Source organism: Litchfieldia alkalitelluris, assembly GCF_002153425.1.
Lineage (GTDB): Bacteria > Bacillota > Bacilli > Bacillales > Salisediminibacteriaceae > Evansella > Evansella alkalicola.
Genome location: NZ_KZ119600.1, coordinates 1,228,589 through 1,243,385, shown reverse-complemented (window position 1 = coordinate 1,243,385; position 14,797 = coordinate 1,228,589). Strand labels below are relative to the sequence as shown.

Here is a 14,797-nt window from a genome sequence, read left to right as displayed (position 1 = left end):
CCCAGTTTCCAATGACCCTCCACGGTTGAGCCGTGGGCTTTCACATCAGACTTAAGAGACCGCCTGCGCGCGCTTTACGCCCAATAATTCCGGACAACGCTTGCCCCCTACGTATTACCGCGGCTGCTGGCACGTAGTTAGCCGGGGCTTTCTGGTTAGGTACCGTCAAGGTGCCAACCTATTCGAATGGCACTTGTTCTTCCCTAACAACAGAACTTTACAATCCGAAGACCTTCATCGTTCACGCGGCGTTGCACCGTCAGGCTTTCGCCCATTGCGGATGATTCCCTACTGCTGCCTCCCGTAGGAGTCTGGACCGTGTCTCAGTTCCAGTGTGGCCGATCACCCTCTCAGGTCGGCTACGCATCGTTGCCTTGGTGAGCCGTTACCTCACCAACTAGCTAATGCGCCGCGGGCCCATCTCACAGTGTTAGGATAAATCCCAACTTTTACAATTGAACCATGCGGTTCATTTGATCATCCGGTATTAGCTTCGGTTTCCCGAAGTTATCCCAGTCTGTAAGGCAGGTTGCCCACGTGTTACTCACCCGTCCGCCGCTAACTTCTCTAAAGCAAGCTTTAAAGAAGTTCGCTCGACTTGCATGTATTAGGCACGCCGCCAGCGTTCGTCCTGAGCCAGGATCAAACTCTCCAATAAAGTGTTTGATGTCTAGCTGCAGATTTCCATCTGGCTAATTTTGTAATTCATTGACGGGATATTCTTCATCACTTCATATAATATGAAATAACTTCTTATCCCACTTCGCTTGGCTTTTTGTTTAGTTTTCAAAGGTCAATTTTCTTAAAGCGTCGTTTGACAGCGACTTGAATATCATAACATCTTTCCAAGTTTCCGTCAACAACTTTTTCAAGAAAGTTTGTTGTGTCGTTTTTGGCGACAAGTAATAATATAACACCCTCAAAAGTAAAAGTCAACATTCTTTTTTCTCTTCAAATGGACATGTTTTGATGGGCGGATATATAATCTACCACACCTATCTTACATTTTCAATATGCAAATACAATTTTCTACAACAATTCCCTCTTACCCCTTTCACGACCTTCGTTTTCCAAGAACAATATCTTCATCTCTCCATACGAAAGTACTCCCTACCTCGTCTCAAAGATCCTATTAAACAGTTACCGAATTTCAAAACTATCTATAATATAGAAGGATCTTAAAACACCTGTCATCTTCTCAACCTTTTTTTGCCCACTCTGCATTCCTTCCTTTATGTAGATACAATCCTTTCACTACCACTCCCTTCCCAGCGATTCACATGAATAAACACATAGATATTGCCAACGTTTATTCTGTACGACTTAATTTTTTTCACCAAAAAGCCTCCCTTCACAGAGAGGCCTTATGCTTTCCTATGTTAGTTCTCGGTTCCAACTACTTCATTAACAATGTAATGACGATGGAAGATCGTCTTTCCTTTCGTTTCTGTTTTCACCACATCAACATATCCTTTTTGAATCAGATATTCTAGAAGGATACTTAAATCTAAAGAATAATCGTCTATGCCCACTTGCTGTTTAATTTCTTCTATTGTCCAAGGTCCTTGTTTCGATTTGAGCAATTCTAATATATGAGCACTGCCGAGTTTCGTCTTTTTCATCAAACCGAATTCATTGGCAATGAGAAGCAGCTCGAGTTTTTTCTCGATAGATTCATCGCCTTGAACAAGCTCAGAGTATAGCTTATAGATTTCAGGCTCAATTTGCTTTACTTGCTGCCACACGGTTACTTCCGGATAAAATCCGTGTTCGATAATAGATAGCCGCGCCAGATGATGCAAAGCATGAACGATTTGATTATAGGCGTCTAGATAGTGTCCTTCGTGAAATAGTACTTTCCCGTCTGTAAAACGTCTAATGAGTTTTGAAAACTCGACGCCTGTCCGAACCTTACGTTCTTCATAAGGGAAGTCGATCATAGACTGTCTAAAGTTCTTCGTAAATTCATTGCGGTCAAAAACAATCTTGCCGTTCATGAGCCAATCCACGACTCTTCTATTTGTACTATTAGTAAGCCAGTCGTGTATTTGCTTTGTATTCACCAGGTGCATAGCTACTTTATAGCCATTATAGGCATAGTGCTTCACTTCCCAGTTAGGTCTTTCCTCAGAAACGATCACTAGTAGGACGCAGTCGAAGTAATCTGTGTTGGCATCCATATTAGATCTCTTTTCCATTGTAATAATACCTAATGTATTTTTATCGCTTGAGCGGTCTTGATAAAGTTGTCTTAATAAATCATCCATGAGGTGAACTCCTCCTAAAATCAAAATATAAATATTCCCTCTCAACATATTTTCGACGAAGCTGAAAAAATACCTTCCATAAATTCTTTAGACGCACGTCTTTCATAGCGATTGTTCACAAATATGTGCTATACTCTCAAATTAGGGAGGTTGTTTATTATGGGAGTAAAGTATTCAAATAAAATTAATAAAATTCGCACATTTGCACTCGTACTTATCTTCGCTGGAATTGTAATTATGTACTTAGGTATATTTTTTCAAACTAGTCCGTTCTTTATGACACTTTTCATGCTTCTTGGTTTTTTAAGTATTATCGCAAGTACAGTTATTTATTTTTGGATCGGCATGATGTCTTCCAAAGCGGTTCATGTCACCTGTCCTAGTTGCGGTAAGGAAACGAAGATGCTGGGGCGCGTAGATGCCTGTATGTTCTGTAATGAACCGTTAACTTTAGATAAGGCACTAGAGGGCAAAGAGTTTGATGAGGATTATAATAAAAAGAAGAAATAGATTTTAGGTGTTGCGGCGGTTGGTGATTCGGATGGTGAATGTGGTTGTTATCGCAGTTTCCGCATTCAGGGTCGCGGTTGCTGCGATCGTCATCGGTTGTTACGCTCGGTATCGTGATTGGCGCGCTAGACATCGGTTGTTGGCTACGTAGCCATCTGTTATTGCTAAATACGTTCGACATCACATTTTCTGAATGCGACAGCTGAAGAGACTATGGCTGCAAACTGTTAGTTCATATTAATTTGTTGATTCGATTGCGATCGAAAGTGATGAAGCGCCCCTCACTCTATGGAGAGTATGAGGGGTGTTTTTGATTTGTACGGTGGTCAGTTGTGGAGAAGGGAAAGCTATGTTTTTCCCATTATCATGCATTCTTGCTTGGCCAGGTTTCCGCGCATCAACAAATAGAAAGCTATTCATGAAATGCTGTTGTTTGGGCGGGGCATTTCAACAACAAAAAAACTGGACTCCCCTTTGGAAATCCAGTACAAATCTTAATGTTGTTTCAGTTTATGGCATTCTGGGCAAGCGCCGTAAATTTCCATACGGTGCTCCTTCACCTTAAAGTTTGTTACATGTTCTGCTAACGTTTCAACTTCATCTAATCCTGGATAATGGAAATCTACAATCTTCCCACAATCTTCGCAGATGACATGATAATGATCAGAAGTGTTACTGTCGAATCTGCTGGAAGAGTCGCCATAAGTCAATTCTCTAACCAGACCGACTTCTTTAAAAACACGAAGGTTATTATATACCGTCGCAACACTCATATTCGGGAATTTCCCTTCCAAAGCCTTATATATATCGTCGGCTGTTGGGTGAGTCTTTGCGTTAAATAAAAATTCTAAAATAGCGTGGCGTTGCGGCGTCATACGAACCTTTGTACTTTTTAAAGAATCTAACGCTTCTTGAAGTCGATGGTTTTCCATTTAGCTTCACCTCTTCCAAGTAAACATTCTTACTTTATAATCTTTACAATTAGTATACATAATGAAAATTATCTTTGTCAATCTTAACAACTTCTATACCATATATATAATATTATTTACTTTTCATTCATAAAAATTCGAAGTTTGCTAGGACTACTTCCCTTGGGTCAAAAATGGCAAGCTATCTTTCGCATCAACGACAAAGGACGTATACCTACTTTCTTTCCCCTTTAGCTTCCCTTTTTTCTCTTCCACCTTTGTACAGATCTCCTTCATTTCACTTTGGAGAGCCTTCACATCTTTGTTGTCCACACCAAGTAAGAACGTCGTATTACCTTTTTTAAGAAAACCCCCGCTACTCGCCAGTTCAGTCATACGGTAACCTTTCGACTTCAAACCTTGCTCTATTTCATCTGCATATCGATCATGAATCACACAAATCATCAGCTTCATGCTATTCCCCTCCGGCTTTTTAAAGGATATGTTATCAGTTATGTGTCTTTAGACGGATCATTTGGAAGTAATATTCTCCGCCCACGGACAAAACCCTTTAATTTTTTTGTTGCCTGCGAAAAAATTTATACTTCTATTATAAACTACGACCTTTCTATCTCAAAGGTGTTAAAAAATGAGAGGGGGAGGGGTGTTTTCGTGCAGGAGGAGGGCGTTTCGCACAGGAGAGATGGTTTTTTGCGCGGGTTGTGCTGGGGTATGCTCAAGTTTTGGGCTTCTACGCTCGGATTTCGCTGTTCTACGCGCGGATTTAGCGGTTTTACGCGCCAGAATCGGTGTTGTTCACGCCGTTTTCACATTTTGACCCGGGGACGGCGGTTCTACGCGCCGAATTCGTCGTCCTACGCGCGGATTTTGCAGTTCTACGCGCCGATTTGACGGCCTTACGCGCCAGAATCGGGGTTGTTCACGCCGTTTTCACATTTTGACCCGGGGGTGGCGGTTCCACGCGCCGATTTCCCCGTTCTACGCGCGGATTTTGCTGTCTTACGCGCCGATTTGCCCCTCTTACGCGCCAGAATCGAGGTTGTTCACGCCGATGACACATTTTGAGCCCTGGATGGCGGGTTCAGCGTTCCCACGACGCAGTCCTATCCACACTATGTAAACAGAAAAAATCGAGACGAAGGTATTCCTTTCGTCTCGATAACAACAGAGAGCACCAGATCAATTAAAATTCAGAGGGATCGTTATGTCACCATGTAATGTTAGTGTATGAGAATCGTATATTCAGGATTGGACAAATGCCTCATAAGTAAAGGAATTAGTGATTTAACCTAAACCTATTCTAAGCATATCCCGCTCGCCATAACAGTGCTTGTTTCTGAGCAAATTACGCTACCTATTCCTATAACAGTCCTTACTTATGAGCATATTCCGCTTCCTACTCCTGTCCTTATTCCCTTCCCACCACAATACCTACTCCAGTTCTCCATGTAATCGTTCCCTGAAATTGAACATATCGAAATCCACATAATCCGTTTGGATAAAGCCATGCGCTTCACGCCAATTAATTACTACAGATAGATATGGCATATAATGTGAATACGAAAACAAGCCATCTTCCTCGTCTTCTTCTCCACAAAACGTGCATAACTCAGCATATTGAATAGTTCCATCAAAGTTTTCCACCTCTAAGTCTTGGTAGAAAATACCCTCCGACATGGAGATGAGAAAAAACTCAATAGCTTCTAGCTCCATCTCTTCGTCCTTGGCATCGAGCTTCAGCCCAATCTCTAAATCATCGTCCACTTCTTCTACAAACAGACTAATATCCCACGTTCGGGTGTGCTGCTCCATTGACATTGTGGGTTCAAATTCTTCTATCTCATAGTCATCATTCATAAAGAACATAATTCCACCAACGATTGCTGCGATTAAAATAAAGGGAATAAACTGCTTCAAGACGTCACCCACTCAATTATGTTATTAACATTAGAAATCTATCATTTGCTTCTATTATATAATAGGAAGGTTCGACATGGAATGACTTTTTTCCATTTTTTTGTAGATAGTCGACATCATTTTCCCTACCCACTATATTTTTGTAGATGCACGTCATGTGTATTCTTCACTAGTTTTTTGTATATGACTTCCCGCGACAGCCCTCGTTTCAACTACTAGACCTACAGCTCCTCTTCAAAAAATGCGGCCACGTCTTCTGGAACTTCGATGACATTATAAATATAGTATTTGTCCGGATCCGGATCATGGCGGAGTTGAACAAGCAGAGACTTCCCGTTTTCGTATGTAATGTATGCTAGCGTAGAAATGGAGGAACGATCTGCTTTCGTTCGATTCACTAACTCATATTTTTCACGGACGAAGCTCGCGTCCAATTGGGGATCAAACAACTCCTCGAAATCTCCATAGAAAACCTCATTTGTTCCTGCTAAAAAACTCATACCTGATGCAGCCATTGCTGGGCTAAATGAATGGGACTCCTTCCGATCATCACTACATCCGATTAGAAAAAGCATGACAATGAGCATTAATAAATAGACTATTTTTTTCACAACAGATCATTCCTCCAAAAAAAATCATAGTATATTCCTAATAAACATTATAGGGAAAACATTCAGGTAGAAAGTAAATATGAAAGCTATTATGTATTAACTCACTTTCTTCATGTGTGCTTACTGTTCTAACAAACTATTTAACAGATGCAAAAAGAGGCAAGCTAATGCTGTGTAAAAACATTGTGTTAGCTTACCTTCTTGTTAAAAAATCATATTCATTTTTTCCAAATCAAACGCTGCACTAAGATAGCAAAGGCTACCCCTTGTCTGCGTGAAAATTCTTCCCATCACTCAAGAGGGGCTACGGCCGCCATGGGCTTTCTTTTCACATATGTCTGTCATTACATTTTAGATAGCTTTTCCCTATCAGCAGCTGTAGGTGGCTCCTCCAACCAGCCTTTTTCAATTAAAAGATTTAAGCCATCATTGCTAAACTTCCCGATACTTGCTGTGAGAGTGCCGAATTGGATATGGATATCGTGTCTCATTACTTTCGAAATGGCTGTACCGTAGTTTTGTATCCCAATTCCACAAGCAAGGGAGGAGTGATACAGCATTAATTTATCTGAAAAAGGTGAAGTAGTTGTGTCAGTAATGTGTGCATCCATAATCTTTGGTGTTGGTAGATTACCACTCATCAGGAACTTTCCAAGCTCAACTATTTGTTCGTTTGCCAAATTAGCTCCTCTTCGAAAGTATTCCCTTAGCTCGTCCGACGATGCTACTTGACTGAATGCTAACATCACTGCTTTTCCCAATATATTTGTATTAATGTTTGCTTGTAAATGCTTTATCTCTATTGCAGTTAAAGGTCTCATTTTCCCAGCAATAATAGATATAAAAGAGTCTTTTTCAATAAAGTCCACTTTTTTAGGGTACGGGATCGTTGGCGGTGAGATATCCATGCCTTTTGAAAGTAATAAATACGTTCCTTTATTATAGATTTCATTAGATTCATTTATGCACATCGTAAAATAGTCTATAATATCTTTTCTAAAAGCCATCGACAGGGCACTTGCATATGTTTGAAGACCAGCCCTCGCCATCTCTGTTATATAAAAAACCATAAAAATATCACTAAACAATGGAGGAGCGTCTTTTCTAACATCATCCTCACCAAATCCAACAGGTACTGGTATATTCTCTTTTATGTAAATGTCCTTAATCATTTGCAGATGTTTCTTAGAGCTTTTCAATACAAATTCCAAAAATTCTTTTACTTCTTTGTCTTGTACTACTTGAAGATGATGTTCAAAAACACAGCTGAATAAGGAGTCACCAAGATAATTTGCAAATAAATCTCCTAACTCAGATGAAACTAATTTTTTGTTCTGCTGATGCTCTTTCGTGTCTTTCAGTTCATCTTGATTTAATGATTGCCTATCCACTTGCTTTCCCCCTATTTATGAGAAGTTAAGTGGTAGTATATGTAAAAAGGGAAAAGCTATACAGTTTCATCTTTTGAGTTTCTAATACCGATAGCTGTATTAGGACTTATCCAAGATCCTAGTTATTTTTCACCTCAGCCTCACGCTTCTTGCTTTTTATCTAACTTTTTTTGTTCTAAAATAACTTTTTCCCGTTCTAGTCTAATTTCTTCTATTCTTACCTTGCTTTTCTTTTTTGTATCATACATTCCCCAGATAACTATTCCAGTAAATATAATTGCACACATTGTATAAAAACCCATCATGATTCCCCCCTATCCAAAAAGAGTAGTCTATTTTTTCAATCTGCCATGCAGTAAAATCTAGCTATCATTTAAAATTCCGCCCGCTACCTTTGCTCAACTTTCTTTTTTCAACCACCAAACGCCTGCACACTCAGGCACCGTCACTAAATTCTCCCGTACCACCCGATCTGCTAATTCGTCGCCAAAAAAGAATCTTGTTAACTCGTCAGCTTGCTCCAAACTATCAAACTGGTAGTCAGCACGAATCCACTTGTGGGAAAAACCATATTTGTTCTCTAACAAGGAATAGTACTCTTTTAAAAAGTCAGGTGGATTGGGTGTTTCGAAGCCTGTCCCCATCGTTTCAAAAATGATTACTGTTCCATTCGGGCGAAGTACACGCATGATCTCCGCCATCACCGTCTCGATATTTTGAACATTGTTTTCCACGTTCGAGCTACCGAGATAACAAATGGACCAACCAGCTACAACGAGATCCGCACTGTTGTTTTCTGCCGGAAGGTCACGATGGTCAGCAACTCGTGTATTGAAGTTAGAGCTTTCGCGGGCCGTCAGCTTTTCGTCAATAATCCGCAACATTTCAGCAGATGAATCCAACGCCAAAATGGAGTTAACATGTGGCGCAAGAACGGTCGTTAACCGGCCCGAACCAGCCCCCATATCAATGACATCAATCCCATTTACCGGCGCAATCTCCTCAATGACTTCAAGCATACTAGGTTGCTTTGAAATCATTTGGTCATACATTTCCGTTTGCTTTGTGTATACTTTCGAATGATCTGGCATTGGTCCCCTCCTACTTATAATTAATTGTTTATTCTATAGATACAGGTGTTGGTGTTCACTACAGTCCAGGCGCTTTCCGCGGGCGGCTGGTGAGCCTCCTCGCTGCGTTGCATCTGCGGGGTCTCACCCCTGCCTTTGATCCCGCAGGAACGAGCGTTTACATCACGTATAAGCTTCGAGTTGTCTCGACGGATACGCTACAGAGCAAATGCTTGTAGAGGAAGAGACATTTTACTCTGGACTTTCGCTCACACCACCGGTCAGTACAATTTGCAAACCAAATTAACGTAGACAAATGTGTTATTTCATATACTTTAAAAAATAGTCCTTTGTATCTTGATGGGTAAGTACATCTGCCACCTTGTTTTTTTCCAAAAGCTTGAATTCCCAAATTTCACTGTCCTCTGGCTGAAGGGAGTTTGCATCTCCTGTTAATTCTACAAGGAACATGGTCGTTTCCTGTTTGTCGTAACCGATTTTCGACTTTATTTCTTCAGGAAATTCAAAACATATTTTTTCCGTAAACTCTTTGACAATCTTATATTCCCTTGAGCCTGTCTCCTCATATAATTCACGCAGCACAGCTTCAGTAAGATTCTGATCCGAGTCCTCAACGCCACCTTTAACAAAATCCCATTCCCCTGAGATCTCCTGTTTGCCTTGATTTGTATTAATCTTTGTTTTATTCACAAGAAGGAACCTTTCTTTTTGCAAAACAATGGCCCCGACGGCTTTTCTAACCATTAGTAACACTCACTTTCTGTATTTACAAAACGATGCTTTTCTTTGGATCATGCTAAAGCCTAAAATTCAAAATAAATTGTTCCCCAATTGGGCCTATTTTCCGCCTTCCTGTGTCTTTGAAGCCGACTCTTGTATATAGTTGTTGGGCTGCCAGGTTCTTGTGATTAACTGCCAACACCACTTCATTACAGCTAGTAAATTCTCGCTTAATAAAATCACCCAGCATAAACATCGCTTGTTTCCCATAACCTTTTCCTTGTTGTGCTTGATTTATAGACAGGGAAGTTAATAACATGGCGTTTGAGTTGTCTGAATAATCTTTCACTCTATCAGATGTATGTAATATGAAAAAACCTACTGGTTCTCCACCACTTAAAATGACAATCCGATGCTGTCCATCGATTGATTCAGTATACTTGTTAGGTAAAGATGTATAGCGATTTTGTTCTTCTGGAAGTTCAAATGAAGCTAAATCAGCTTCATATCCTTTTGAGTAATGATCTAACTGAACTATGCTTTCCATATTCTGTTGCTCCTTTTTACAATCTAGATTTCTTCATTCAACTTCTCCCACTCACTTAAATACATTCGCTTCGAAATGTTTTTCGGATTAGGGATTTTGCAAATCAATTCTAAGCTATTTTCGTCTGGGTCGTAAAAATGAATTTTTGCATGGGCCATGCCGTTATGTGCCATCATAAAGGGTTCATGGGGCTCAAAGCCGAAAGCTTCTCTTGCTTCCAAACCACGTTCATTTAACCAAGAAACTGAATTTTTTAACCCTTCTAGTGAAACTTGAAAAGCAATATGTCTTATGGAAGGGTGATAATCCAACTCCACCTTGTCCGTCTCCCAAAGTCCGAGCCAGCTTTTATCTTTTTCAATCCAAAAAAATGCTAGTTTATCCTCATGCCTGTGCGAAAGCTCTAACCCTAACTTACTATAAAACTCGATTGATTTTTCTAGATTACTAACTGGTAAATGCGCTTCATACAATCCTTGTATCATCGTGTGACCTCCTTTTTCTAATTGGCCAGTTTGCGATTCGGCAAGTCGGCTAGTTGGCGAATTGGCTAGTTGGCAAATCTGCGAATCAGCAGACTCTCATTGGTTGCCATGCATCAATCAAAAAATTCCATATGTGGCTTTTCTTTTTTGTAATAATCCAGTCTATCCTCTAGTGTCCCAGTGTGAAACTCGAATTTATGGCCATCTGGGTCCGTAAAATAAATAGACTTTCTATCCTTCTCATCTCGCGGGCGTCCTGGCAGGATATTGACATCAAGTCCCTTTAGTTTTCGGTAAATATCGTCAAATTCCTCCTCATCGATTGAAAATGCAATATGCGTATACGATTCACTGATTTCATTACGTGGAATATCTTTCTCCACGTTAAGCGCGAGCCATATCCCGTTTAAATCAAAATAGGCAGTTGACCTGCCCTTAACCAACAATTTTGCACCAAATACTTCTGTGTAAAACTTGATCGAGGTCTCTAAATCAGAAACAGAGAATAATAGATGATTAAGCCCCTTAACCGTCACAGTATTCACCCCTTTTATTTTTCCCGAAATAGTCGTAACAATTGCAGCCCGTCTGAAGGGTGACCTGCATATGAGCCCAACCACCGAGGGTAGGTCATTGGAATCGCTGTTACTAAAAAATTCATTGCATTAAAGATGACGATACCTTGTATTAATCTATACAGTTCTCCTTGGGGGACCTCCTGTAATAGCAAGAAAAACAGAATCACAAGAAATAGAGACATAAGAGGCCCACCTGCCATTGCCGCAAACTTTTGCCCCTTCGTTAGTCGACTGGGCCACCTGCAAAAACCAAAGTAAGACCAATGGATATGGAAATGGAATCTTCCTATCTTAAAGTTCTCTTTGTTTTCTTCACTATGATTCCCTAAATAAATGTGCGCAGGTGATTTAGAAAAAAGAACAATGCCAAGGCCGTGCCCGATTTCATGTAATAGCATACAAATAGGAATAATAAAAACGTAAAATAAGAAAAATACGATCATTTACAACCAACCTCCCCTGCCACATGCATCTCTTGCCTACACTTTAAAGGAATTACGGTTTTCTATGCCCTTCTTTTCTCGCTTGAATATATCCGTAATACGCACATGTCCCATTTTGACTTATGTCCTTTACCTCAAATCCACATTTTTCATAGAAAGGGAAGTTGTTAGATGAAGTGTGAGCAAACCAGTCACCATGGGGAAGTTTTTGCACACATAACGCAACTAATTTTTGACCAATTCCCCTTCCACGGTAGTCTGATCGAACAACTAAATCCATTATATTTGCAGCCATCACTTGGTCTGAGATCACCCTGACCATTGCAATCATCTGCTCATCGTCCCAAACCGTAAATGCCCACGTTGCGTTTTGAAAAATAAGTGTGAACTTTTCCTTCTGCCAGTTTGGTGTTGTTCTTGACCAACCAGCATCTTTAAAGAGGGCCTCAACGGCATCTGCAGGAACCCCCTCCGTCCCTTCCCTTATCACAAGTCCATTAAAATACTGATACAATCCAATCCCCCCTGACGTAAAAAAATGTATATTAAGTTGATGAACTAAGATTATTGATGATTATGAAAAAACCGACTCCTGCCATAATGAACAGTGTGGTTGAAAATCCCGATGGATAAAGGAGGGATCCCAACAAAACTAGCAAAATAAACAAGCTAATTTGATAGATTAACCTTGCTTTTTTCGACTGGAAAAACCTCAATCGCTCTCTCCTCCTTTTTTCACGCGAACTCCATTTTTTTAATAATGAAAAAATTATTTCCAGACATCAGTCCGAATCAGGAACAACCTCTTCTTGCTCCTTCCAGAAAAAAGTTTTTACAATATAGTCAATTAAAAAGAAGATCGTCGCAAAAATGGTGCTATAGACGGTCATTGGGTGTAGTAAGATTTCTGTGAAGCTGTGCTGGGTGAAGGGGATCGATTCTAAGTAGACGCCATAAGGAAGAATAAATCCTGCCCCAAATGCCATGTGTAGGAGTAGGGAAAGGGCATTGTTGAACGACTTTACTTTGGCGCTAATCAGCTCAGAAATGACGGAAGATATAATACCATATATAAAAACAACGGGTACGATATATATTGGATACACAAGTAATCCTAGAAACAGCCCGCCGTCTGCCTCGGACATGGGCGCTACGATGTTCAGAACGATGACTGCAATCAACGATGTAATGATGGCTACCATAATTTTTCTATGAAACATGTTGGTTCCCCCTAATGAGTGTTGTTCTGCGGTTCCCTTTTTTTCTGAAAAGTGAAGTTTGGTAAATTCCCGGATTTTCTAGCTGCAGTCATTTCTACGGTTGGCCACCTGTGATAGCTGCAAAAAAGTAGCCGAAAAACATGACTAGGAAGAAACTGCAGGCCATGATGATGTTTAATATAATTGCCGCTTTACTCTTACCGAAATAACCAAGGAGTGCGCCGATTGGGTTTACCACAAATGTTAATAGCCAGAAGCTACTTGCTTGTTCGAGTATGATGTTGGGTATCCAAGCAGCCATTCCAATTAGAAGGCACACAATTGATAAGGTTAACCAGACTTGTTGTTTGTTCAATTTCATCTACTCCCTTCCAAGCTCAATTGATTTTAAAGGCTACTTAAAATTTTGATATGATGAGCAATGTCATTTTATAACGCCCTTGCGTAAAAGCTAGTATCTACAACAAAAAACCAACGTTTGAGTATGATTAGCTTATCACCATTTCCCTATTTTTCCAATCCACAAAAAAGGCGATGGCCAGTATAACTAGCAACATAAACAAATAATGGAGGGCTCATTATTTTTGCACGGAAATAATTAAAAACATCGGTCGCCTCAGTTCCTCTTTCATCTCGGGAACACGCTTGATCATTTCCTTTGACGGCCTCGGTTCCTTGACCGTTTTCACATGAAAGCCTGCCTGGATTAAGTCGTTTATATATGTAGAAATAGTTCGATGATATTTGATTACATTCTCCGTTAAAAATGAGGTATCACGTATTCCCTCAGATTGATAATCATCTATTGCCCAATGGAGGCGGTTCCCCTCTTCATCGTAAATCCAATCTTGATCACTTCGCGAAGTAAATATCGGATGCTCTACTGAAAAAACAAAAGTACCTCCTGGCTTTAAGGAATCATATATTTTTTCACATAACGAATCGAACGAACGGATATAGTGGAAAGCTAAAGAGCTAATCACAACATCAAACTGAGCTGGCGAAAAATGAATATCCTCTATGGGCATTTTGAGATATGTAATACGAGGGTCACTCGTTTTTTCCCGTGCCTTGTCTAACATCTTTTCAGATATATCAACGCCGATAACAGAACGAGCATAGTTTTCACGAGCATATCGACAATGCCACCCGAAACCACAACCTAAATCCAATACGTCCTTATTCTCCAAATCAGGTATGAGTGGTTGAAATTCATGCCATTCTCCAGCAGCTTCAAGTCCATCTGTTGAACGGGGCATCTTCTCATATGCAGAAAAAAATTTCGGATCATCATATTTGTTTTGCTTCATCGCATTAATCCCCTTTCCAAGACTTCAGTGGTCTATTACTTGGAAAACCTGTTTTTTCACGATAAGTCTTCCGTTCATCAGTAAAATCAAACCACTGTTTGCTACTTTCAGGATTTTCATCAACAGTTATCGGTAGTTTCACATTTGCACCCAACCCTATCTCCTCCCGTATTATCCTACTTTCATTTTAACATCACCTTCCAGTTTTTTGATAAAAAAATAGATATGAGGCCCCGCATCACGGAACCCCATATCTATTACTTTACCTCTCTTAAATACTCCAAAGCTTCTTCCACGTGGCCTTTCACCTTCACTTTGCGCCACTCCTTCAGAAGCTTGCCATCTGGATCAATCACAAAAGTGGATCTCTCAATCCCCATATATTCCTTGCCAAAATTCTTTTTCAGCTTCCAAACTCCAAATGCTTCCGCAAGCTGATGATCCTCATCTGCCAGAAGCTCAAACGGTAGATCATGCTTATCGATGAATTTTTTATGACGGTCCACAGGGTCTGGACTCACGCCAAGAATCACCGCATCAAGATCCTTAAAGCTCTCATGCTGATCCCGGAAATCACAAGCCTCCGTTGTACAGCCAGGCGTCATATCCTTTGGGTAAAAATAGAGTACGACATACTTTCCACGGAAATCCTTTAGGCTCACGTCCCTACCATCATTTCCTTTTACAGTTAAGTTAGGCACCTCTTGTCCCACTTCAATCGTCATGTTTTTGCAGCCTCCTTCAAACTAGTTCTATATTAATAGGATAACCAATT

Annotated in this window: 20 protein-coding genes and 1 other annotated feature; of the genes, 1 reads left to right on the top strand and 19 read right to left on the bottom strand. The window is 40.3% G+C overall.

Going from position 1 to position 14,797, the window contains the following annotated elements; translation table 11 throughout:
* Window positions 1-91 precede the first annotated feature (91 nt).
* Window positions 92-650: a sequence feature (16S ribosomal RNA rRNA prediction is too short), on the bottom strand.
* A 729-nt stretch (window positions 651-1,379) separates the two neighbouring features.
* Entirely contained in the window at window positions 1,380-2,267 is an 888-nt protein-coding gene (locus BW724_RS05755) for a nucleotidyltransferase-like protein (RefSeq protein WP_088074336.1), read from the bottom strand.
* Between the two features lie 159 nt (window positions 2,268-2,426).
* Here BW724_RS05755 and BW724_RS05750 point away from each other — a divergent pair, with 159 nt between their 5' ends.
* Entirely contained in the window at window positions 2,427-2,777 is a 351-nt protein-coding gene (locus BW724_RS05750) for a YgzB family protein (RefSeq protein ID WP_088074335.1), read from the top strand.
* Window positions 2,778-3,271: 494 nt separating this feature from the next.
* Here BW724_RS05750 and perR read toward each other — a convergent pair whose 3' ends face one another.
* From perR to bcp, 18 genes are all read right to left on the bottom strand, one after another.
* Window positions 3,272-3,709: a peroxide-responsive transcriptional repressor PerR gene (gene perR / locus BW724_RS05745; RefSeq protein ID WP_088074334.1), complete on the bottom strand. Its 438-nt coding sequence runs from the start codon at window positions 3,707-3,709 to the stop codon at window positions 3,272-3,274.
* A 153-nt stretch (window positions 3,710-3,862) separates the two neighbouring features.
* A complete protein-coding gene (locus BW724_RS05740; RefSeq protein WP_088074333.1) occupies window positions 3,863-4,162 on the bottom strand; it encodes a cyclic-di-AMP receptor in 300 nt (99 codons plus the stop codon).
* 978 nt (window positions 4,163-5,140) lie between these two features.
* Window positions 5,141-5,626: a hypothetical protein gene (locus BW724_RS05735; protein WP_088074332.1), complete on the bottom strand. Its 486-nt coding sequence runs from the start codon at window positions 5,624-5,626 to the stop codon at window positions 5,141-5,143.
* Window positions 5,627-5,847: 221 nt separating this feature from the next.
* Window positions 5,848-6,237 carry a hypothetical protein gene (locus tag BW724_RS05730; RefSeq protein ID WP_088074331.1) on the bottom strand — a complete coding sequence of 130 codons (390 nt, stop codon included), beginning with the start codon at window positions 6,235-6,237 and terminating at the stop codon, window positions 5,848-5,850.
* Between the two features lie 344 nt (window positions 6,238-6,581).
* The gene (locus BW724_RS05725) at window positions 6,582-7,628 is read right to left on the bottom strand and encodes a DUF3231 family protein (protein WP_088074330.1); all 1,047 of its coding nucleotides are present in this window, start codon (window positions 7,626-7,628) and stop codon (window positions 6,582-6,584) included.
* A 140-nt stretch (window positions 7,629-7,768) separates the two neighbouring features.
* Window positions 7,769-7,930, bottom strand: coding sequence for a hypothetical protein (locus tag BW724_RS23520; protein WP_176371312.1), 162 nt, complete (start codon window positions 7,928-7,930; stop codon window positions 7,769-7,771).
* A gap of 96 nt (window positions 7,931-8,026) precedes the next feature.
* Window positions 8,027-8,719: a class I SAM-dependent methyltransferase gene (locus tag BW724_RS05720; protein WP_088074329.1), complete on the bottom strand. Its 693-nt coding sequence runs from the start codon at window positions 8,717-8,719 to the stop codon at window positions 8,027-8,029.
* A gap of 300 nt (window positions 8,720-9,019) precedes the next feature.
* Window positions 9,020-9,463 carry an NUDIX domain-containing protein gene (locus tag BW724_RS05715; RefSeq protein WP_088074328.1) on the bottom strand — a complete coding sequence of 148 codons (444 nt, stop codon included), beginning with the start codon at window positions 9,461-9,463 and terminating at the stop codon, window positions 9,020-9,022.
* Between the two features lie 52 nt (window positions 9,464-9,515).
* A complete protein-coding gene (locus tag BW724_RS05710; RefSeq protein ID WP_088074327.1) occupies window positions 9,516-9,986 on the bottom strand; it encodes a GNAT family N-acetyltransferase in 471 nt (156 codons plus the stop codon).
* A 23-nt stretch (window positions 9,987-10,009) separates the two neighbouring features.
* Window positions 10,010-10,471 carry a VOC family protein gene (locus BW724_RS05705; protein ID WP_088074325.1) on the bottom strand — a complete coding sequence of 154 codons (462 nt, stop codon included), beginning with the start codon at window positions 10,469-10,471 and terminating at the stop codon, window positions 10,010-10,012.
* A 113-nt stretch (window positions 10,472-10,584) separates the two neighbouring features.
* Window positions 10,585-11,007 (bottom strand): FosM family fosfomycin resistance protein, encoded by a 423-nt coding sequence (fosM, locus tag BW724_RS05700; RefSeq protein ID WP_088074324.1) that lies wholly within the window; start codon window positions 11,005-11,007, stop codon window positions 10,585-10,587.
* 14 nt (window positions 11,008-11,021) lie between these two features.
* Window positions 11,022-11,492 carry a hypothetical protein gene (locus tag BW724_RS05695; protein ID WP_088074322.1) on the bottom strand — a complete coding sequence of 157 codons (471 nt, stop codon included), beginning with the start codon at window positions 11,490-11,492 and terminating at the stop codon, window positions 11,022-11,024.
* A 52-nt stretch (window positions 11,493-11,544) separates the two neighbouring features.
* Complete coding sequence (locus BW724_RS05690) at window positions 11,545-12,006, bottom strand: GNAT family N-acetyltransferase (protein WP_088074320.1); 462 nt, start codon at window positions 12,004-12,006, stop codon at window positions 11,545-11,547.
* A gap of 268 nt (window positions 12,007-12,274) precedes the next feature.
* Window positions 12,275-12,712, bottom strand: a complete 438-nt coding sequence (locus BW724_RS05685; RefSeq protein WP_088074319.1) for a hypothetical protein — start codon at window positions 12,710-12,712, stop codon at window positions 12,275-12,277.
* 94 nt (window positions 12,713-12,806) lie between these two features.
* Window positions 12,807-13,067: a hypothetical protein gene (locus BW724_RS05680; protein ID WP_417891351.1), complete on the bottom strand. Its 261-nt coding sequence runs from the start codon at window positions 13,065-13,067 to the stop codon at window positions 12,807-12,809.
* Window positions 13,068-13,290: 223 nt separating this feature from the next.
* On the bottom strand, window positions 13,291-14,022 hold the full coding sequence (locus BW724_RS05675) for a class I SAM-dependent methyltransferase (protein WP_088074315.1): 732 nt from the start codon (window positions 14,020-14,022) through the stop codon (window positions 13,291-13,293).
* A 4-nt stretch (window positions 14,023-14,026) separates the two neighbouring features.
* Window positions 14,027-14,176 carry a hypothetical protein gene (locus BW724_RS05670; protein ID WP_176371311.1) on the bottom strand — a complete coding sequence of 50 codons (150 nt, stop codon included), beginning with the start codon at window positions 14,174-14,176 and terminating at the stop codon, window positions 14,027-14,029.
* 103 nt (window positions 14,177-14,279) lie between these two features.
* Entirely contained in the window at window positions 14,280-14,747 is a 468-nt protein-coding gene (bcp, locus tag BW724_RS05665) for a thioredoxin-dependent thiol peroxidase (RefSeq protein WP_088074313.1), read from the bottom strand.
* Window positions 14,748-14,797 lie beyond the last annotated feature (50 nt).

Excerpts from the sequence above, each read along its gene's own strand:
- BW724_RS05720 (WP_088074329.1), bottom strand. The coding sequence starts at position 8,719 with ATGCCAGATCATTCGAAAGTATACACAAAGCAAACGGAAATGTATGAC.
- bcp (WP_088074313.1), bottom strand. The coding sequence starts at position 14,747 with ATGACGATTGAAGTGGGACAAGAGGTGCCTAACTTAACTGTAAAAGGA.
- BW724_RS05715 (WP_088074328.1), bottom strand. The coding sequence starts at position 9,463 with ATGGTTAGAAAAGCCGTCGGGGCCATTGTTTTGCAAAAAGAAAGGTTC.
- BW724_RS23520 (WP_176371312.1), bottom strand. The coding sequence starts at position 7,930 with ATGGGTTTTTATACAATGTGTGCAATTATATTTACTGGAATAGTTATC.
- BW724_RS05710 (WP_088074327.1), bottom strand. The coding sequence starts at position 9,986 with ATGGAAAGCATAGTTCAGTTAGATCATTACTCAAAAGGATATGAAGCT.
- BW724_RS05685 (WP_088074319.1), bottom strand. The coding sequence starts at position 12,712 with ATGTTTCATAGAAAAATTATGGTAGCCATCATTACATCGTTGATTGCA.
- BW724_RS05695 (WP_088074322.1), bottom strand. The coding sequence starts at position 11,492 with ATGATCGTATTTTTCTTATTTTACGTTTTTATTATTCCTATTTGTATG.
- BW724_RS05755 (WP_088074336.1), bottom strand. The coding sequence starts at position 2,267 with ATGGATGATTTATTAAGACAACTTTATCAAGACCGCTCAAGCGATAAA.
- BW724_RS05740 (WP_088074333.1), bottom strand. The coding sequence starts at position 4,162 with ATGAAGCTGATGATTTGTGTGATTCATGATCGATATGCAGATGAAATA.
- perR (WP_088074334.1), bottom strand. The coding sequence starts at position 3,709 with ATGGAAAACCATCGACTTCAAGAAGCGTTAGATTCTTTAAAAAGTACA.
- BW724_RS05705 (WP_088074325.1), bottom strand. The coding sequence starts at position 10,471 with ATGATACAAGGATTGTATGAAGCGCATTTACCAGTTAGTAATCTAGAA.
- BW724_RS05750 (WP_088074335.1), top strand. The coding sequence starts at position 2,427 with ATGGGAGTAAAGTATTCAAATAAAATTAATAAAATTCGCACATTTGCA.
- BW724_RS05675 (WP_088074315.1), bottom strand. The coding sequence starts at position 14,022 with ATGAAGCAAAACAAATATGATGATCCGAAATTTTTTTCTGCATATGAG.